Source organism: Nocardia sp. NPDC056100 (assembly GCF_042266325.1).
In the GTDB taxonomy this organism is placed as follows: domain Bacteria; phylum Actinomycetota; class Actinomycetes; order Mycobacteriales; family Mycobacteriaceae; genus Nocardia.
On sequence record NZ_JBHJVY010000006.1, the window covers coordinates 258,310 to 276,281 of the forward strand.

Below are 17,972 nucleotides of genomic sequence, written 5' to 3' on the forward strand. Positions count from 1 at the left end.
CGGTGACGGTGGGCGACTCGCACGCGGATGTGGGCGGTTCGTCGCGCATCGGTATGGGTAAACGCGGCGGCTGGTGGGCGGTTGTCGCGGGAATGACGGTGGTCGGTGTGCTCGAAGCCGTTGTGCTGCATTTCCTCGCGACGGCGCTGCTGCCCACCGTGGCGGCGCGCATCGCCGATGCGGTGGTGGGCGGTGCGACGCTGCTGGTGTTGCTCGCGGCGGCCTCACCGCTGTGGACCGTGATCCGGGTCGACAACGCCCGCGTGCGGGCGCGGTTCGGCTGGCTTGCGGCCGTTGATATTCCGCGCACCGAGATCGGCAAGGCCGAGCGGTTCCGGCCGACGCCGCAACGCCCCGCCGAACTCGGCTTGGATTTCGACGCGGACAGCGGACTGCTCTCGTTCATCCGCTCCCCCGGCTCCCCCTTGGTGCGCATCGACTTTCGCGCCGAGCTGCCCGCCCGCACCCGCGGTACCCGGCGGGTGCGCGCCCGGGCCGTACTGCTCAGCACCTCCGATGCGGAGCGATTACTCGCGGCATTGCCCACCGCCGCACGCTGATCGCGACACGCCACGGCGCGGGTGACGCGCCCAGCGAACACGCCGCAGACGGCGAACACACGCCAAATCGGCTCCGCCACGCAATGATTCCTTCGGCTAGCTACCCGGCTGTACCGGCATCACCTCTTCCAGCGTTCGCACCAGAAGGACCGAACCATGAGCACCTCGACCGTTATCTCCAAGGACGGCACCGTCATCGCCTACGACAAGATCGGCGGCGGCCCGGCCGTCGTCCTGGTCGACGGCGCGTTCTGCCACCGGGGCATGGGGCCCAGCGCCCCTGTGGCCAAGGAGCTTTCGGACAGCTACACCGTGTACACCTATGACCGGCGCGGACGCGGTGCGAGCGGGGACACCCAGCCGTACGATCCGCAGCGCGAGATCGAGGATCTCGCCACGGTGGCCGCCGAAGCCGGTGCGCCCGTGAGCATTTGCGCCTTCGCCTCCGGCGTCCCGCTCGCCCTGGAGGCGGTGCGGCACGGATTGGCCGTCGACAAACTCGGGCTCTATGAATTCCCCCTGGTCACCGATGATTCCCGCACGCCGATCCCGGCCGACTACCAGCAGCGCCTGATCGATCTCATCGCCGCCGAAAAACGCGGCGCCGCAATCAGATACTTCATGCGCGCCGCCATCGGAGCGCCCGCACCGGTGACGGCGGTCTTCCCCCTCATGCCCGGCTGGTCCGGACTCACCAAGACCGCGCACACGCTGCCGTACGACGCCCGCTTCCTGGCCGACGCCCTGGACGGTAAACCCATCCCCGCCGATCGCTACGACTACATCACCGCCCCCACCGCCGTCTTCGCGGGCTCCAAGAGTCCGCAGTGGATCCGCCACGGCAATACCGCACTGGCGCAGGCCATTCCGGGCGCGTACTACGCCGAACTGCCCGGTCAGACCCGCCAGGTCAAGGCCAGGCTGTTCACGCCCACGTTGAAGACGTTCTTCGCGGCCAGGCCGACTCACTGACGATCCCGCGCCGGTTCCACACCGGCACAGCGAGTTTCGGACCGGATCGGACCCGGTGATCCGCACCCCGCGCGCCGATCACCGGTTCCGATCAGCCTGCCGCGCGAGTGGCGGTGGCCAAAGCCGTCCATTCGAGAATGGTGTCCGCCACCAGCTTCGGATCGTCGTACATGGGGACGTGGCCGACATCGGGCAGCGTGCGCCAGGTCGCGGACGGCGCGTAGCGACGCCAGTTCGGAGCGTAGCGGTCGTACGGGAGGATGCGATCGCTACCGCTCCAGGCGATCAGCACCGGCAGATCCAGCGGACCGTACGGCTCGTACTCGGTGGCGATAATGCCCGGGAAGTCCTCGATCGCGGTGCACTGCAAAGCGTTTCGCGCGGCGAGAATGGCATGCTCGGCGGTGACCCGATCACCGTGCTCACAGACCACCCGCATGGCCTCGCGGCGCAGCGCGGGCACCCGCATCACCAGCGGTAGCAGGGGTGCGCCCAGCCGTTGCCGACGGCGCATGGCGCGGAAGATGCCCGGCACCCGGGTCTCGGTGGTCGACCACGCTCCGGCCGGAGACAGCGCGACCACACTGCGCGCCCGGCCCCGGCGCGCCAATTCCATCGCCAACCAGCCACCCAGGGAGTTTCCCACGATGTGCGCGGTCTCGAATCCGGCGTCGTCCATGGCCTTTTCGAGCCAATCGGTGGCCTTCGCGATCGTGTACGGGCGCGGCCAGCCGGGGACATCGATCATTCCGGCATGTCCGGGCAGGGTGGGCGCGAACACATCATGCTGTTCGAAGAGCAAGGGCGCGACCGTATCCCAGCAATGCCAACTACTGGTGCCGCCGTGCAACAGCAGCAGCGGTTCCCCCTCCCCTCCTCGCAACGCGGTGGCCGAATGGGTATCGGGGTTCGTCGGCATTGACGAGTCCTTTCTACGGTGGATCGAGCAGGGCCAGGCGCATGAGCTGACCGAGTGAGCGTGCGGAGTTCTCCGGGGTGTCCCCGGGCTGGATCATGTGGCTGAACAGCAGCCGGACCAGGCTGTTGACGAAGAATTCCAGATCGATATCGGTGCGCAGCAGGGGTTTCCAATGCTGTTCCACATTGGCCAGCGCCAACTGGGTCGCGGCGGCCAGGTACGGCCCGGAGCGAATGGTCACCAGCGAGAGCATTTCGTCGGGAGCCTCGGGCGCGGCACCCAGCACCACCGCCGAGAGCGGATCCTGAGCCTGGGTGCGCAACAGGAATTCGGCGATCGCGGTGATGGCGGCGACCGGATCCGCGCGATGCTCCTCGAACACCGCGGCCGCACCGGTCAGGTAGCGCGAGGTGTTCTCCCAGGAAATGGCTTCCAGCACAGCCGCTTTGGAGCCGAATTCGTTGAACACGGTGCGCCTGCTCACCCCGGCGCGGGTGGCGATATCGGCCATCCGGACCGCGTTCCAGCCGGTGCTGCCCGCCAATTCCATGGCGGCGTCGATGATGCGCTGCCGGGCCAGCGCACGGGAGGCCGCGCGCAGGGAGGGTGTCTCGCTGCTGTTCACGGCGTACATCCTTCCCTGTCCGCATGATCGCGCCTTCCTTCACCCGCCGGTTGACAGCCGCACTCCGCACATTGAATAGTTGCACTCTGATGTTCTCAGAGTGCACGTACCGCACTCGACTGTCAACAAGATGCACGTTTTGGAGGTTCCGTGTCGCTGCCCGCCGACCTGGCCGACCGGCTGACGATCCCGCTCATAGCCGCGCCGATGACCGGCGTCTCCGGTCCGGAACTGGTCGCCGCGACCTGCCGGAACGGGGTGATCGGAGCCTTTCCGACGCATAACGCGGCCGATTCCGAGGAACTGGACGACTGGCTCACCCGTTTGAGCGCGCTCCCGGCCGACGCCGCCCCGATCGCGCCCAATCTGGTGGTGCATCGCACCAACGCACGCCTGACCGCCGATCTCGACCTGCTACGCGCACATCGGGTGGAGTTGGTCATCACCAGCGTCGGCTCCCCCGAACCCGTCATCGAACCCCTGCACGCCTTCGGCTGCCGCGTCTTCGCCGATGTCGCCACCCTGCGTCATGCCCGCCGCGCGCTCGACGCGGGTGCGGACGGCCTGATCCTGCTCACGGCGGGTGCGGGCGGGCAGACCGGTTCGGCGAACCCGTTCGCGTTCGTGCGCGCGGTGCGCGAATACTTCGACGGGCCCGTCGTGCTCGCGGGCGGTATCGGCGACGGTCACGCCCTGCTGGCCGCGCGCACGCTCGGCGCGGATCTGGCCTATATGGGCACCGGATTCATCGCCACCACCGAAAGCCGTGCGCCACAGCGCTATCGCGAAGCCGTGGTGGCGGCGACCCTCGACGATGTGCGCCAGACCGACGATGTCGGCGGGCTCCCCGCCAATCTCCTCGCCGCCTGGCTCGATGAACTGCACGTACAACGGGTTTCGGCGGGCGACTTCCGGACCGAACGACTGCTGGGCGGCCGAGCCGTCTGGAGCGCCGGGCATTCGGTGTCCGGTGTGCACGCGGTGACATCGGCCGCCGAGGTCATCGAACGGGTGCGCGCCGAATATCGCGAAGCCCGCGATCTGCTGCTCGAAAACTCCTGCGGGTGAAGGGAATCACCGTCATGACCGATCAGAACTCACTGTGGGGACCGGTCACCCGCGTCCTCGATCGCGCCTGTCTGCACTTCGCGCCGCGCACCGCGCTCATCGCCGGTGACCGGTCGCTGACCTATGCCGAACTGGGTGGCCTCACCAACCGGATCGCGAACAGCCTGCTCGCGCTGGGCATTTCGAAGGGTGACCGGGTGGGCCTGCTGATGCCGAACACCCTGGAATTCGTGCCCGCCCAGTACGGCATCTGGAAGGCGGGCGCGGTGCCGGTGCAGATGGCCGCCCGCGCCTCGGCCGAGGATCAGGAATACTTTCTCACCGCGTCCGAGGCCACCGCGCTCATCTATCACCAGGCTTTCGATGCCGTGGCGGCCGGGCTCGTACAGCGGGTGCCGACCCTGCGCACGCTCATCCGGGTCGGTGACCAGCCCGTCGATCTCGCCTTGGACTTCGGCGAAATCACCTCAGCCGCCTCCGATTCCGCGCCCGGGGTGGAACTCGGCCCGAACGATCCGGCCCAGATCCTGTTCACCTCCGGTTCCACCGGCATCCCCAAGGGCGTGCTGTTCACCCACGATCGGCTCAGCCACTACCTCATCACCGCGGGCCTGGAGATCGGCGACACCCGCCCCGGCGAGGTCTTCGCGCACGGCGCTCCGCTCACCCATTTCACCCAGATCTTCCTGCTGCCGACCTTCCTGCGCGGCGGCACCAACGTGATCATGCCCGGCCTGGACGTGGATACCCTGCTCGGCACCGTCGAGCGGCATCGCGTCACCGCCACCGCGATCGTGCCCACCGTGCTGTACGTCTTGCTCGACCATCCGAAACTGGCTGCGGCGGATCTGAGTTCACTCGGCACCGTGATCTACGCCGGTTCCCCGATGGCCCCGGAGAAACTGCGCGCCGCCGTCGACGCGCTCGGCCCCGTGTTCGTCCAGGCGTACGCGGGCACCGAACCCGGTTTCATCAGCTGCCTGCGCAAACAGGATCACAACGCCGACGACCCGCATGCGCTCGCCCGCCTCGGCTCGGCCGGACGCCCACTGTTCCAGGTGGACATCTCCATTCAGGACGAACAGGATCGCCCGCTGCCGCCCGGCGAACCCGGTGAGATCTGCGTCCGCCAACTCGGCCGCATGGCCGGATACCTGGACTCCGCCAAGGATTCCGAGGCCATCCGCGCGGACTGGGTGCACTCCGGCGATATCGGCTACCTCGATGACGCGGGCTACCTGTTCCTGGTCGATCGCAAGAAGGATCTCGTGGTCACCGGCGGATACAACGTCTTCCCCCGCCAGATCGAGGATGTGCTCGCCACCCATCCCTCGGTCGCGCAGTCCGCGGTGATCGGTGTGCCGCATCCGAAATGGGGTGAGGCCGTGCACGCGGTGGTGGTCCGCCGCCCCGGGCATCCCGTCACCGCCTTCGAATTGATCGAACTGGTGAAGGAGCACAAGGGCAGCGTCTGGGCACCCAAAACCCTGGACTTCGTGGAATCGCTCCCGCTCAACGCCTCCGGCAAGGTCGACAAGAAGGCGCTGCGCGCACCGTACTGGTCCGGCCGGGACCGCCAGGTCAACTGACCGCGGCCGCCAATCGACCCCGATCACATTGCGCTACCGGCGAACAGGATGCCGAGACGCCCGCGCGCGGGCATCCTGGGAGCAGGCAACGTAATCATGTAATCGGGTGGTGATGACCATGGCCGACGACTCAACCCTCTCCCCGACCGCCAGTTCGGACGGAACCGGGCAACCGGACTTCGACGCGACGGGTTCCCGCGCGGACGCGCCCCGGCCAGCGGATAGCGGGGCCGTCCCGAGCACGGAACGATCAAGCAGCACTGGCGGTACGACTGCCGACATCGATGCGGCTGCCGAAGCCGCCGCGCTGGACGCGTACTCCCGCACGGTGATCAGCGTGGCGCAGGCGGTGACCCCGCATGTGGCGAGCGTGCAGACCCGGCGCGGCGGCGGATCTGCCGTCGTCTACACCGATAACGGGTATCTGCTCACCAACGCACACGTGGTGGGCTCGGCCAAGAACGGGGTGGTCGTTTTCGCCGACGGCGTGGAATCCCGCTTCGACGTGATCGGGGTGGATCCGCTCTCGGATCTGGCGGTGCTGCGCGCTCGCGGTGGCGCACCAGCGGCGGTATCGATGGGCGATGCCGACAACCTGGTCGTCGGACAACTCGTGGTGGCGGTCGGCAGTCCACTCGGCCTGGCCGGATCGGTGACGGCGGGCGTGGTCAGCGCGCTCGGCCGTTCGGTACCGGTGGGCAATGGCCGGGCCGCCCGCGTCATCGAGGATGTGATCCAAACCGATGCCGCCCTGAATCCGGGCAATTCCGGTGGCGCACTGGCGGATTCGGCGGGCCGGGTGGTGGGCATCAATACCGCCGTGGCCGGAATCGGCCTGGGCCTGGCCATTCCGATCAATGTGACCACCCGCCGCATCATCACCACCCTGCAGCACGAGGGCAAGGTGCGCCGCGCCTACCTGGGCATTGTCGGCGTACCCGCACCGCTACCGGAGGCCGTCGCCGAACGCACCGGCCAGAACGCCGGTCTGCGCATCGTGGAGGTGGTGCGCGGCGGCCCCGCCGAACGCGCCGGTCTGCGGCGCGGCGATCTGGTGCTGAGCGTGGCCCGCCGCGAAGTGCGTGACGCACAGGGCATTCAACGCCAACTCTTCGGCGATGCCATCGGCCGCACCCTTCCGGTCACGGTGCTGCGCAACGGCGCGATGGTGGACGTAATCGCCGTGCCGGTCGAATTGACCGTGGACTGAATCGGTTTCGGACGGGCGGACCGCCGTCAGCCGATACGGTCGGCGGGCTCGGCCTAGGAGGCGGTGAGCCGCGCCGATTCCACGACGGCGGGCTGCCAGTTATCGGCCAGTTCCTCCAGGGAGATGCCGAGGGCGCGGCTCAGGGCGACCACGGTGCCGAAGGCGGGGGTGGGCATGCGGCCCGATTCGATCTTGCGCAGCGTCTCCGGTGAGATGCCCGCGTCGACGGCCACCTCGACCAGATCCCGGTCGCCGCGTGCGGAGCGCAGCGCCGAACCGAGCCGCCGACCGGCTTCTACCTGGGCGGGGGTCAAAGGGAGTCGAACCATGCCCGCCACCTTACGGTTGGTATAAAAATACCGCAACCCGCTATGGTCGGTATTAAAATACCAATCCGGAGGTTGTCATGGTGGAACTCAAATCCGCGGCGGAGATCGACCGCATGCGGGTAACCGGCGAATTCGTCGCGAACGTCCTGTCCGAACTACATGAGCGCGCACGACCGGGGGTGAATCTGCTCGATCTGGAAGCCCATGTGCGCGAACGTATTCGAGAGCGCGGTGCGGTGTCCTGCTACTGGGACTACTCGCCCTCGTTCGGGCGCGGCCCATTCCGCAATACCGTCTGCCTGTCGGTGAACGACGCGGTGCTGCACGGACTTCCGTTCGACTACACCCTCGCCGACGGTGATGTGCTGACGGCGGACCTCGCGGTCGGCATCGACGGCTGGGTCGCCGACTCCGCCGTCACGACCATCGTCGGCACCCCGGACGCGGCCGACGCCCGCCTGGTCCGCGCCACCGAGGAGGCCCTCGACGCCGCGATCTCCGTTGCGCTGCCGGGCAATCGGATCGGCGATATCTCCGCCGCCATCGGCGGTGTCGCCAAGTCGTACGGCTATCCGGTGAACACCGAATTCGGCGGCCACGGCCTGGGCCGCACCATGCACGAGGATCCGCACATCCCCAATACCGGTCGCGCGGGCCGCGGCTTCATCCTGCGCCCGGGCCTGACCATCGCCATCGAACCGTGGTTCGCCCGCACCACCGATCGGATCGTCACCGATCCGGACGGCTGGACCATTCGCTCGGCCGACGGTTCCCGCACCGCGCATTCCGAACACACCATCGCCATCACCGAATCGGGTCCGCGCATCCTCACCGCCGCCGCCTGACACCCGCCCGGTCCAGCGCCTTTCCGCTGGACCGACGGGGTGTCGCGCGGTTGGGCGGGCAACCGGACAATATTCTCAGCGCAATGAGGACCCGGGTGCTCGTCGGAACGCTCGCCGCCACCATCGTTCTGGTGGCCGCCCATGCCCCGATCGCCTTCGCGGCTCCGGTGGGCACGCTCCAGGACACCGTCGACACCGACGGCGACGGGCTGCCGGACAATTGGGAGAAGTACGGGCTGGACGCCGACGGTGACGGTGTCGCCGAGGTGGATCTGCCCGGTATGGGCGCGGACCCGAATCATAGGGACATCTTCGTCGAGATGGACTACATGACGGGTAAGGAGCCCTCGGACGCGGTGCTGGACCGGATCACCCAGGTGTTCGCGACCAGCCCGGTCACCAATCCGGACAAGAAGACCGGCATCGGCATCCATCTGGACCTCGGCACCCGGGGTGCGCCCATTCCACCGCCGCGCCAACCGGCACGCGATGCCGATACCGGTTCGGCGAACTCACCGGCCTCGGGCTCATCCGGATCCGCCGCGTCGCCCGGTCCATTGACGCCGAAAAACGCACCGGCACAGGGAAAATACGATCTCGGCGGCGGAAATCAGGTCCCCGCCGCCGAGGATCTCAACCCCATGCTCGCCGGACTGCAACGGTTGAAGGATCAGTACTTCGCGCCGGAACGACAGCACGTCTTCCACTACATGGTCTGGGTCAACGGCTATGACGGCGGCTGTTCCAGCGGTAATTCACCGCAGCTGCCCGGTGACACCTTCATCGTCGCCTTCAGCCCGGCGGCGGTGTGCAGTTGGGGACCGACGCCCACCGACGATGAACTCGTCGGCACCTTCGTACACGAGCTCGGCCATAATCTGGGCCTGCAGCACGGCGGTCATGACGGGGTCAATTTCAAGCCCAATTACCTGAGCGTGCTGAACTATTCGTTCCAGACCGGCGGCGTCCCGCGCGGTGACGGCACCAACTATTTCGGCTACTCCGCACTCGCGCTGCCGGATCTGAACGAGGACCACCTGGACGAATCACTGGGCCTGGGCGAGGGGGCCGCCGGGTGGCGCACTTCCTACTACTGCCAGAAGTGGGCGCAGTGGATGGTCACCACCCAGCAGACCGCGGATAAGCGCATCGACTGGAACTGCGACGGCATCTTCGGCCCGGCACCGGTCGCCACCTCGATCAACAAGGACGAGGTGCGCGGTGTGCTCACCACCCAGAACGATTGGACCGCACTGGTGTACAACGGCGGCCTGATCGGTTCGGCGATCAAATATCAGGGCCAGGTCGCCCCCGGTCCGGCCGAACTCGACAGCACCACGGCCAAGGAGATCGCCGAGCACCGCCGCCCGCGCTAAGCCTCCGCGCGTCGGGAGCCGCCGAGCAATCCGGCCCCGATACCGGATACGGCGACGTGTATGTCCGGAATCCGTTGCAGATGCGGTGTCGAGGCGATGTCGTTGACCATGATCTGCGCGGCCTGCACACGAATGCGGGCCGTGACCGGATCCAGCTCCGGATGCGATCGGCGCAGCAGATGCACCCATTCGGTGATGTACGCGCGCTGCGACAGTCGCGCTCGCTCCCGCTCCGCCTCGGGCAGATATTCGGCCTCGGAGACGAGAGTCCGGATGAGATAGGGGTTTTCGAACGCGAATTCGCTGTAGCTGCCCAGCAATCGCACCAGTCCGTCACCGGGATCCGAGGCGGTGGACAGCGCGCGATGCATGCCCATGCGCAGCCATTCGTCGCCGCGCACCATCGCCGCGGCGAGAATATCGGTCTTGCCCGGAAAGTGGTTGTACACACTGGGTCCGGCGATGCCGACCGCCGCGCCGATATCGTCGACGCTGACCCCGGCGAAACCGCGTTCGGCGAACAGTCTGGCCGATTCGGTGAGAATCGCCTCGCGCCGCGAATTGGCCGCCAGCGCAACCGAATCCGCGCGCCCGTCGCACAAGGCCGGCACCGGGGCGTCGACCACGACCGCGATGAGTTCGCGCAGTAGCGCGGTGAATTCGGGCTCCGGCAGCGAAAGGCTATGGAACGAAATACTGTCCGCGACCGCCAGCGCGCACCAGGCCAGCAGATCGGCCTGGGCGGCATCGAGTTCGGGCCGTCGCCGCCGCAGCACCTCGGCGAGCTTCACACCGATGCGCCGGGCATCGGCGCGGAATTCCGCGCGATCGGCCTCCGACAGATGCCGGGCCTCCCGCTGCCACAGCACCCCGACCTCGCGATGGGCGAGCGCGAACGCCGCGAGTACACCCGCGATATCGTGCGGCGGCTCCCCCATCTCGTCGATAGCGGCATCGACCTTGGCGAGCGCCCCGCCGATGACCGTGGCCAGCAGCCCCTGCTTACCCCGGAAATGCCGGTACAGCGCGGACGGCCCGATGGCGACCGCCTCGGCCACCTCGCCCATGCCGATATTCTGATATCCCTTGCGGTAGAACAGATCCGCCGCCGCCGACACGATCAGCTCACGCCGGTTCGCCGGCCGGGTGCCACGGGCCGGACGGACCACGTCCGGCCCGTTCACCATTGCATCACTCCTTCAGGACATCGCTCGGCGGCGATGTGCGCGTGCTGCGAATCCTAGATGTTGAACCCGCCGCCGCAGACCAGGGTCTGCCCGCTGACGTAGTTCGATTCCGGAATGCAGAACAGGTACACCGCACCGGCGGCCTCGGCGGGCGTGCCACCGCGACCCAGCGGCACCATCTGCTCCATGGCCGAGAGCAGTCCGGGATTCACCCCGACCTTGATCTCCTTACCCTGCACATCGATGGTGCCGTCGCCGCCCGCGGGCGTTTCGGTGAGGCGGGTCTTGATCACGCCGAACGCGACCGAGTTCACGGTGACGTTGTAGCGGCCCCACTCCTTGGAGATCGCCTTGGTCAGACCGTTGACCCCGGCCTTGGCCGAGGAGTAGTTCGCCTGTCCGGCATTGCCGCCGGTGCCCGCGAGGCTGGAGATATTGACGACCTTGCGGCACGGCACCGGCTCACCCGCGGCCTTGGCCTTCTTGACCGCGGCCGCGATCACCGGCTGCGCGGCGCGCAGAATCCGGAACGGGGCCTTGAGGTGCACATCGAGAATGGCGTCCCACTGCTCATCGGTCATCTTCTGGATGACCGAATCCCAGGTGTATCCGGCATTGTTCACGATGATGTCGAGTCCGCCGTAGGTGTCCACCGCGGTCTGCACGAAGCGCTCCGCGAAGCCTTCCTCGGTGACGCTTCCGGTGCAGGCCACGGCCGCCCCGCCCGCGGCCTCGATCGCGGCGACGGTCTCCTTGGCGGGTTCGGCGTCGAGATCGTTCACCACGACGCGCGCGCCCTCGGAGGCGAGCTTCAGCGCGATCTCGCGGCCGATACCGCGCCCCGAGCCGGAGACAATGGCGACCTTGTCATCAAGAGTTCCCATGGGAGACAAAACCTTTCGATTGGTGGTGGAAGTCAGAGCGCGACGACGGCGTCGCCGGTCAGGGTGACGGTGCCGTCGTCCAGCGTGACGACGAGTTCGACGGTAGCGCGCCGTTCCCCATCGACCTCATCGATGGCGACGACCCGGCCGGTGGCGGTGGGCTTGCCCAGTACCGGGGTGATGGCGGCGAACCGCACACCGTAGGACCGAATCGACGATTGCGCCACCCAGCCGGTGAGCAATCGGCCGAGATAGGCCATGGACAGCATGCCGTGCGCGAAAACATCGTCCAGCCCAGCGGATTTCGCCACATCGAGATCGATGTGCATCGGGTTGTGATCACCCGACGCGCCCGCGAACAGGGCCAGCGTGGTGCGCGAGATGGGCCGGATCTTGCGGGGCGGCAGTTCGGTGCCGACCTCGACGGGCTGCGTGAGGGTCATTTGCCTGCTCCCGGATTGCGAACCACGATAACCGATTTCAGCTCCGCGACGGCCGCACCGTCGGCCCGGGTGACAGCGGTTTCCTTGACGATGAATTCGAGCGCGCCGCCCTTCTTGCTGTACACATCGGTGATGCGCGGCGTCGCGGTCAGCACGTCACCGGCCACCGCCGCCGAGTGATAGACGAACGACTGCTCACCGTGCAGGACGAAGCGCAGATCCACGCCCGCCGCCGCCAAAAAAGTGAAGGGGTCCGGGTTTTCGAATTCGATGGAGAACAGGAAGGTCGGCGGTGCGGGCAGATCGCGATAGCCCGCCGCCTGCGCGGCGTCGAGATCGGTGTACACCGGATCGGTCTCGCCGATCGCCTTGGCGAAGAACCGCAGCCGACCGGCGTCGATGGTCAAAGTCGTTGCGGGCAGCTCGGTTCCGATGATCGCGGGATCGACGGCCATATCAGCTCACCTTCTCGTACAGCGTCACCACGGCCGCGCCGCCGAGGCCGATATTGTGCTGCAGCGCCAAGCGCACATCGCCCTCGACCTGTCGCGCCTGCGCCTGTCCGCGCAACTGCCACACCAGTTCCGCGCACTGCGCCAGCCCGGTCGCGCCGAGCGGATGCCCCTTGGACAGCAGTCCGCCGGAGGGGTTGGTGACCACGCGGCCGCCGTAGGTGTTGTCGCCGTCATTGACGAACTTCTCCGCCGTCCCCTCCGCGGTGAGCCCGATCGCCTCGTAGGTGAGCAGTTCATTGGCGGTGAAACAGTCGTGCAGTTCGACCACGCGCAGATCCTCGGGCGATACCCCGGACGCCTCGTACACCTGCTGGGCGGCGGCCTTGGACATGTCGTAGCCGACGATCTTGGTCATATCGTTCTCGGTGAAGGTCGACGAGAAGTCCGTCGCCATCGCCTGCGCCCGGATGATCACCGAGGCGTCGATATCGTTGGCGCGGGCGAACTCCTCGCTGACGATGACCGCGGCGGCCGCACCGCAGGTCGGCGGGCAGCACTGCAATCGGGTCAGCGGGCCGTAGATATGCGGGGACGCCAGCACTTCCTCCACCGTCACCGGATCCCGGAACACCGCGAACGGATTGTTCGCCGCGTGCCGGCGGGACTTCACCGAGATCTTGGCGAAGGTCTCCGGCGAGGTGCCGTACTTGTCCGCGTACTGCCGGCCCGCACCGCCGAACATCTGTGCGGCGAAAGGAGATTCGTCACGCTCCTGGATCTGATCCATGACCGCGTCGAAGCGTGCGAACGGGCTCGGGCGATCGGTGTATCCCATCGCGAGCGCACCGCGCTGCATCTGTTCGAATCCGACGGCCAGCACCGCATCGGCCGCGCCGGACTCCACGGCCTGGCGCGCCAGGTACAGCGCCGAGGATCCGGTGGAGCAGTTGTTGTTCACGTTGATCACCGGGATCCCGGTCTGCCCGAGCCCGTAGACCACGGCTTGTCCGCAGGTCGAGTCGCCGTACACATATCCGGCGTACGCCTGCTGGATCCTGGCGTACTCCACCCCGGCGTCGAGCAGGGCGGCCTGTGCCGCTTTCGTGCCCATGACGTCATAGGTCTCACTGCGACTTGGCGTGGTGAACGGGATCATCCCGACACCGGCCACGACGGCGCGTCTACTCATGCCATTCCCATTCCGTTGACTAACGCTGATTCACTTAGTGAATACCGTCGACAAGACAACAGTCAAGGAGAAGTTTTTCCGCCCCGGCTACAGCAGGGCGGAACTAGAGACGATTCACATCTCAGCGATCGAGGAGTGCGGTGAGTTCCGCCCTGGTCGCGGGCCACGCATCCCGGCGCGGCCGCGCGGGACGCGGCTGGATCGTCTGGGTGAGCGCGAGTCCGCGCATGGCGTCGAGCGCCACCGCGATGCGATGGGTCCATTCGGCACGCGGAAGATGTTCGGGGGCAACATCATCGGCGATCGCCGCGAAGGCCGCCGACAGCGCCGGTTCGAACGGGGCCAGCGCGGCATAGAGCTCCGCATCGTCCACCGCGGCGATCCACACCTTCACCCATACCGCGAACAACTCGCTGGTGAACGCGGTCCACAGCACATCGAGCAGGGCTGGGGTGCGCTCCTGCGGCCGGGCCGCGATCGCCGCGGCGGCGGCCGCGTGCAGCTCCGCCGCCATGCGCCGCCCGACCTCGTCGAGCGCGGTGGTGATCAGGTCGATCCGCACCGGGAAATGGTGTGCGATCGCCCCGAGCGAGACCCCGGCGATCTCGGCGACCCGGCGCGTGGTGGTCGCCGGATAGCCGTGCGCGGCAAGGCTGTCGATGGTCGCCTCGATCAACCGGGCACGCATCTGATCACTGCGTTCGCGCTGGGCACTGGCGGTATTGCGGGTCGCGGCGGAAACCATGGCCCTCACTATATAGACGACAGGTCACTTGACCTGTAACCTCCGACACAGGTCAAGTGACCTGTAATTACCGGAACGAAATGGGGACCCCGGTGCCGAGTACCGAAACCTCAACTCTGGATCACAGCGCTGGACTGCGGGTGCGACAGCGCTCGGACGGGATCCGCGTCCTGATCTTCGATCGCCCCGAATCCCGCAACGCCATCACCGATGCCCTGTTCACCGAACTGATCAGGCAACTCGAATTGATCGCCGCGGATTCGAGCGTGCGAGCGGTCGTGGTGACCGGAGCGAACGGAACATTCAGCGCCGGTGGCGATTTCGAGACGATCGGCGATCTCGGCCGCACCTCCGAACAGGAGGTGGCGGAGAATCTCGCGCGCACCATGCGCGCCGCCGAGCGGCTCTGGGCGCTGCGGCAGCCGACCATCGCCGCCGTCGACGGCGCGGCCGTCGGTGCGGGCATGGCGCTCGCGCTGGCCTGCGATATCCGGGTCGCCTCCCCCGGGGCGATACTGCTGCCGTCGTTCATTCGCATGGGCCTGCTGCCCGATACCGGGGCGAGTTGGCTACTGCCGCGCCTCATCGGCGCGGGCCCGGCCTTACAGATGTTGCTCGCGGGCCGACCGGTCGGTGCGGAGCGCGCCCAAGAGATGGGACTGGTCGCGCAGGTGACCGCGGATCCCTTACAGACGGCGCTGGAGCTCGCGACGATGCTGACCCGGCAGCCGGGGGCCGCCGCGGCGACCAAACGGCTACTACGCGCGGCCGCCGAGACCGATCTGGCGACCGCCATCGACCTCGAGGCGGTGGCGCAGGCCGCGGCCTTCCATCGCGGCGAGTTCGCGGCCGCCTTCGACGCCTGGCGCACCACCCGCGTCGCCGACTGACCGATCACCCTGTCGAACACGCCGTTTCAACCGATGAAGGACGAAAGACCATGCCCGCGATTCGATGTGGACAGACCTCCCGCGACTACGACGAACTACGACTGCGCGCCGCACAGGTGGCGACCGGACTCGCCGAATACGGTGTGCGCGCCGGTGACCGGGTCGCCATCTTCATGCACAATGACCTGCCGTTCATCGAGGTGAGCATGGCGGCCGGACTGCTCGGGGCGACTCCCGTTCCGGTGAACTGGCATTGGAAGGGCGCGGAACTGGCCTATCTGCTCGATGACAGCGGCAGCCGGGTGATCTTCGCGCATTCGGATCTCATCCCGACCGTCGAACCCGTGGCGGGTGATCGGGTGCTCATCGAGGTGGACTACGACGCGGTAGCACCGACCGGTCGCCATCCCCGCTATGAGAAATGGCTCGGCGAATTGCGTCCGTGGTCCCAATCCCCTACGCGGGCACCACAGTCGATGATCTACACCTCCGGCACGACCGGACGGCCCAAGGGCATCGTGCGCGATGCCACCACCCCCGAACAGGGCGCGGCGCTCGCCGCACTCGTCTTCGAAACCTTCGGTCTCGCACCGGGAATGCGCACCCTGGTGCCCGCGCCGATCTATCACACCGCGCCCAATGTGCACTGTCTGGTCAGCGCGGCGGCGGGCATCGATCTGACGATCATGCCGAAATTCGATCCGGAGGAGCTGCTGCGGCTCATCGACACCCATCGGATCGATCACTTCCAAGCCGTGCCCACCATGTTCGTCCGGTTGCTGCGCCTGCCCGAATCCGTGCGTGCCCGTTACGATCTCTCCTCGCTGAAAGCGGTCGTGCACGCCGCCGCCCCCTGCCCGCCCGAGATCAAACGCCGCATCATCGACTGGTTCGGCCCGATCGTGCGCGAGTACTACGGCGGCTCCGAGACCGGCGGTTGCGTCGCCTGCGACAGCGAGGAGTGGCTCGCGCATCCGGGAACGGTCGGGCACCCGATCGGTGACGGCGATATCCGCATCTACTCCGACACCGGCGAACCACTGCCCGCCGGAACCTCCGGTCGCATCCATCTGCGTCCGCCCACCGGCTGGCCCAACTTCACGTACCACGGCAATCCGGCCAAGCGCGCCGCCATGGAACGCGACGGCTACCTCGATATCGGCGATATCGGCTACCTCGACACCGACGGCTACCTCTACCTCAATGACCGCAGCACCGACATGATCATCTCCGGCGGCGTCAATATCTATCCCGCCGAGATCGAAGCCTGTCTGCTCGAACTCCCCGGTGTCCGCGATGCCGCCGTCTTCGGCATCCCCGACGCCGACCTGGGGGAATCCATAGCCGCCCATATCGAGGCCACCGGCCTCACCGCCGATCAGGTCCGCGAGCACGTGCGCGCCAACCTGGCCGGGTACAAGGTCCCGAAGATCGTCGTCTTCGACGACAACCTCCCCCGCGAGGACACCGGCAAACTCTTCAAACGCCGAATCCGTGCGGGCTACTGGCCCGAGGAGCCCGCCTAAACGCGCGGGCACCGGATAGGCTGCGGGCGTGGATAACCCGTTCGGCCCGGTAGGGACCGCCAAGTACGTCCTGTTGACCACCTTCAAGAAGGACGGCACCCCGGTTGGGACGCCGCTGTGGGCGGCCCTCGATAACGGCCGCCTCTATGTCTGGACGGTCACCGACAGCTGGAAGGTCAAGCGCATTCGCCGCAATCCGCAGGTCACCGTGCAGGCGTGCGATGTGCGCGGTAAGCCGAACGGTGACATCGTCAGCGGTAAGGCGACCATCCTCGATGACGCGGGCAGTGATCGCGTGCGCGGTCTGGTCAAGCGCCGCTACGGCCTGCAGGGTCATCTCGTGGTCACCGGCAGCACGCTGCGCCGGGGTAAGACCGGCACCGTCGGCATCGAAATCATCGCCGAGGGCTGAGAAACCACCGTCGAATAAACCACGGTCGAACCGCCGGGCCGGTGATCCGGTCCGGCGGTCCGCCATGCGCACGGCTCGGTGCTGCCCCGCGCACAGCCGTGCTCACCTCATGGTTGCTGGCCGGCGATGATCGCCCCGAGCAGGCCGCCGACACCGCAGCCCACGATCGCGCCGACGAAGAAGAACCACACGCCGATCACCGCGCCGACCACACAGCCGATCAGCGCCCCGGCCACGATGGATCCGACATTGGAGATATTCTGTAGCGCGACCGGATCGGCTGCGGGCGTGGCGATATCGGCCGCGTTCTCCGGGCGCATCGTCAATGTCGTTCCGGCGGCGTCGATTTCGGGGATGACATTGAGCGCCCGGTCAGCGGCCTGATAGGTCAGCGGTAGCGAGGCGATGGTCTCACCGCTCGGTCCGAGCACATCGACTGTGCCACCGGCCATTTCGAACCTGCCACCGGTGAGCGTGGTGGTGACCGCGGAGTGATCGGGCGCCAGGGCAGTGGTGTACTCGACCCCTCGATCGACACCACTGATACCGGGTTGCGCGACCGCGGGTTCACCGTGCGCGGTGACCGTGGCTATACAGACCGCGGCGATGGAGAAGAGGGTTGTTGCGGCGAATTTGGCTATTCTCATGATGATTACCCGTATTCGAAGAGCCGATTCACCGCATTACCTAGAAGGCGTATTCCGGGGGTGCACACGGCGAATCGGGGAATCCACATCCAATTATTCAT

Annotated in this window: 20 protein-coding genes; 10 read left to right on the forward strand and 10 right to left on the reverse strand. The window is 67.2% G+C overall.

Features of this window, described 5'->3' with window-relative positions; genetic code table 11:
• Positions 1-2 precede the first annotated feature (2 nt).
• Both ACFC0O_RS40270 and ACFC0O_RS40275 read left to right on the forward strand, forming a co-directional pair.
• Positions 3-560: a hypothetical protein gene (locus tag ACFC0O_RS40270; RefSeq protein ID WP_375967461.1), complete on the forward strand. Its 558-nt coding sequence runs from the start codon at positions 3-5 to the stop codon at positions 558-560.
• A 156-nt stretch (positions 561-716) separates the two neighbouring features.
• Complete coding sequence (locus tag ACFC0O_RS40275) at positions 717-1,532, forward strand: alpha/beta fold hydrolase (RefSeq protein WP_375967463.1); 816 nt, start codon at positions 717-719, stop codon at positions 1,530-1,532.
• Between the two features lie 91 nt (positions 1,533-1,623).
• On the opposite strand, the gene ACFC0O_RS40280 is transcribed toward ACFC0O_RS40275, so the two are convergent.
• Positions 1,624-2,451 carry an alpha/beta fold hydrolase gene (locus tag ACFC0O_RS40280; protein ID WP_375967465.1) on the reverse strand — a complete coding sequence of 276 codons (828 nt, stop codon included), beginning with the start codon at positions 2,449-2,451 and terminating at the stop codon, positions 1,624-1,626.
• Positions 2,452-2,464: 13 nt separating this feature from the next.
• Complete coding sequence (locus ACFC0O_RS40285) at positions 2,465-3,076, reverse strand: TetR family transcriptional regulator (protein ID WP_375967466.1); 612 nt, start codon at positions 3,074-3,076, stop codon at positions 2,465-2,467.
• A 150-nt stretch (positions 3,077-3,226) separates the two neighbouring features.
• On the opposite strand from ACFC0O_RS40285, the gene ACFC0O_RS40290 reads away from it, so the two are divergent.
• The 3 genes from ACFC0O_RS40290 (at position 3,227) to ACFC0O_RS40300 (ending at position 6,943) form a co-directional block, all read left to right on the forward strand.
• Positions 3,227-4,144 (forward strand): NAD(P)H-dependent flavin oxidoreductase, encoded by a 918-nt coding sequence (locus ACFC0O_RS40290; protein WP_375967468.1) that lies wholly within the window; start codon positions 3,227-3,229, stop codon positions 4,142-4,144.
• A gap of 14 nt (positions 4,145-4,158) precedes the next feature.
• Entirely contained in the window at positions 4,159-5,733 is a 1,575-nt protein-coding gene (locus ACFC0O_RS40295; protein WP_375967469.1) for an AMP-binding protein, read from the forward strand.
• Positions 5,734-5,851: 118 nt separating this feature from the next.
• Complete coding sequence (locus ACFC0O_RS40300; protein ID WP_375967470.1) at positions 5,852-6,943, forward strand: S1C family serine protease; 1,092 nt, start codon at positions 5,852-5,854, stop codon at positions 6,941-6,943.
• A gap of 53 nt (positions 6,944-6,996) precedes the next feature.
• On the opposite strand, the gene ACFC0O_RS40305 is transcribed toward ACFC0O_RS40300, so the two are convergent.
• Positions 6,997-7,272 carry a helix-turn-helix transcriptional regulator gene (locus ACFC0O_RS40305; RefSeq protein WP_375967472.1) on the reverse strand — a complete coding sequence of 92 codons (276 nt, stop codon included), beginning with the start codon at positions 7,270-7,272 and terminating at the stop codon, positions 6,997-6,999.
• A gap of 77 nt (positions 7,273-7,349) precedes the next feature.
• Here ACFC0O_RS40305 and map point away from each other — a divergent pair, with 77 nt between their 5' ends.
• Together map and ACFC0O_RS40315 are read left to right on the forward strand one after the other, a co-directional pair.
• Positions 7,350-8,117 (forward strand): type I methionyl aminopeptidase, encoded by a 768-nt coding sequence (gene map, locus ACFC0O_RS40310; RefSeq protein WP_375967474.1) that lies wholly within the window; start codon positions 7,350-7,352, stop codon positions 8,115-8,117.
• 83 nt (positions 8,118-8,200) lie between these two features.
• Positions 8,201-9,493 (forward strand): hypothetical protein, encoded by a 1,293-nt coding sequence (locus tag ACFC0O_RS40315; RefSeq protein WP_375967476.1) that lies wholly within the window; start codon positions 8,201-8,203, stop codon positions 9,491-9,493.
• Here the strand turns inward: ACFC0O_RS40315 and ACFC0O_RS40320 are convergent.
• The 6 genes from ACFC0O_RS40320 to ACFC0O_RS40345 form a co-directional block, all read right to left on the reverse strand.
• Complete coding sequence (locus tag ACFC0O_RS40320; RefSeq protein ID WP_375967477.1) at positions 9,490-10,680, reverse strand: TetR/AcrR family transcriptional regulator; 1,191 nt, start codon at positions 10,678-10,680, stop codon at positions 9,490-9,492. The two genes, ACFC0O_RS40315 and ACFC0O_RS40320, sit on opposite strands and share 4 nt — an antisense overlap.
• A 53-nt stretch (positions 10,681-10,733) precedes the next feature.
• A complete protein-coding gene (locus ACFC0O_RS40325; protein ID WP_375967478.1) occupies positions 10,734-11,564 on the reverse strand; it encodes an SDR family NAD(P)-dependent oxidoreductase in 831 nt (276 codons plus the stop codon).
• 32 nt (positions 11,565-11,596) lie between these two features.
• Positions 11,597-12,007 carry a MaoC/PaaZ C-terminal domain-containing protein gene (locus ACFC0O_RS40330; RefSeq protein WP_375967480.1) on the reverse strand — a complete coding sequence of 137 codons (411 nt, stop codon included), beginning with the start codon at positions 12,005-12,007 and terminating at the stop codon, positions 11,597-11,599.
• Complete coding sequence (locus ACFC0O_RS40335; protein WP_375967482.1) at positions 12,004-12,462, reverse strand: MaoC family dehydratase N-terminal domain-containing protein; 459 nt, start codon at positions 12,460-12,462, stop codon at positions 12,004-12,006. The genes ACFC0O_RS40330 and ACFC0O_RS40335 overlap by 4 nt, the downstream gene beginning before the upstream one ends.
• A gap of 1 nt (position 12,463) precedes the next feature.
• A complete protein-coding gene (locus ACFC0O_RS40340) occupies positions 12,464-13,651 on the reverse strand; it encodes a lipid-transfer protein (protein ID WP_375967483.1) in 1,188 nt (395 codons plus the stop codon).
• Positions 13,652-13,772: 121 nt separating this feature from the next.
• Positions 13,773-14,396: a TetR family transcriptional regulator gene (locus ACFC0O_RS40345; RefSeq protein WP_375967484.1), complete on the reverse strand. Its 624-nt coding sequence runs from the start codon at positions 14,394-14,396 to the stop codon at positions 13,773-13,775.
• A 92-nt stretch (positions 14,397-14,488) separates the two neighbouring features.
• Here ACFC0O_RS40345 and ACFC0O_RS40350 point away from each other — a divergent pair, with 92 nt between their 5' ends.
• The 3 genes from ACFC0O_RS40350 to ACFC0O_RS40360 are packed head-to-tail and all read left to right on the forward strand — an operon-like array spanning position 14,489 to position 17,224.
• Complete coding sequence (locus ACFC0O_RS40350; RefSeq protein WP_375967485.1) at positions 14,489-15,286, forward strand: enoyl-CoA hydratase/isomerase family protein; 798 nt, start codon at positions 14,489-14,491, stop codon at positions 15,284-15,286.
• 50 nt (positions 15,287-15,336) lie between these two features.
• Positions 15,337-16,812 carry an AMP-binding protein gene (locus tag ACFC0O_RS40355; RefSeq protein WP_375967487.1) on the forward strand — a complete coding sequence of 492 codons (1,476 nt, stop codon included), beginning with the start codon at positions 15,337-15,339 and terminating at the stop codon, positions 16,810-16,812.
• Between the two features lie 28 nt (positions 16,813-16,840).
• Complete coding sequence (locus ACFC0O_RS40360; RefSeq protein WP_364634060.1) at positions 16,841-17,224, forward strand: PPOX class F420-dependent oxidoreductase; 384 nt, start codon at positions 16,841-16,843, stop codon at positions 17,222-17,224.
• A 107-nt stretch (positions 17,225-17,331) separates the two neighbouring features.
• Here ACFC0O_RS40360 and ACFC0O_RS40365 read toward each other — a convergent pair whose 3' ends face one another.
• A complete protein-coding gene (locus ACFC0O_RS40365; protein ID WP_375967488.1) occupies positions 17,332-17,871 on the reverse strand; it encodes a hypothetical protein in 540 nt (179 codons plus the stop codon).
• Between the last annotated feature and the right edge of the window lie 101 nt (positions 17,872-17,972).

Coding starts and splice junctions, on each gene's coding strand:
- ACFC0O_RS40275 (WP_375967463.1), top strand. CDS start 717: ATGAGCACCTCGACCGTTATCTCCAAGGACGGCACCGTCATCGCCTAC.
- ACFC0O_RS40280 (WP_375967465.1), bottom strand. CDS start 2,451: ATGCCGACGAACCCCGATACCCATTCGGCCACCGCGTTGCGAGGAGGG.
- ACFC0O_RS40295 (WP_375967469.1), top strand. CDS start 4,159: ATGACCGATCAGAACTCACTGTGGGGACCGGTCACCCGCGTCCTCGAT.
- ACFC0O_RS40300 (WP_375967470.1), top strand. CDS start 5,852: ATGGCCGACGACTCAACCCTCTCCCCGACCGCCAGTTCGGACGGAACC.
- ACFC0O_RS40305 (WP_375967472.1), bottom strand. CDS start 7,272: ATGGTTCGACTCCCTTTGACCCCCGCCCAGGTAGAAGCCGGTCGGCGG.
- map (WP_375967474.1), top strand. CDS start 7,350: ATGGTGGAACTCAAATCCGCGGCGGAGATCGACCGCATGCGGGTAACC.
- ACFC0O_RS40315 (WP_375967476.1), top strand. CDS start 8,201: ATGAGGACCCGGGTGCTCGTCGGAACGCTCGCCGCCACCATCGTTCTG.
- ACFC0O_RS40320 (WP_375967477.1), bottom strand. CDS start 10,680: ATGGTGAACGGGCCGGACGTGGTCCGTCCGGCCCGTGGCACCCGGCCG.
- ACFC0O_RS40325 (WP_375967478.1), bottom strand. CDS start 11,564: ATGGGAACTCTTGATGACAAGGTCGCCATTGTCTCCGGCTCGGGGCGC.
- ACFC0O_RS40330 (WP_375967480.1), bottom strand. CDS start 12,007: ATGACCCTCACGCAGCCCGTCGAGGTCGGCACCGAACTGCCGCCCCGC.
- ACFC0O_RS40335 (WP_375967482.1), bottom strand. CDS start 12,462: ATGGCCGTCGATCCCGCGATCATCGGAACCGAGCTGCCCGCAACGACT.
- ACFC0O_RS40340 (WP_375967483.1), bottom strand. CDS start 13,651: ATGAGTAGACGCGCCGTCGTGGCCGGTGTCGGGATGATCCCGTTCACC.
- ACFC0O_RS40345 (WP_375967484.1), bottom strand. CDS start 14,396: ATGGTTTCCGCCGCGACCCGCAATACCGCCAGTGCCCAGCGCGAACGC.
- ACFC0O_RS40355 (WP_375967487.1), top strand. CDS start 15,337: ATGCCCGCGATTCGATGTGGACAGACCTCCCGCGACTACGACGAACTA.
- ACFC0O_RS40365 (WP_375967488.1), bottom strand. CDS start 17,871: ATGAGAATAGCCAAATTCGCCGCAACAACCCTCTTCTCCATCGCCGCG.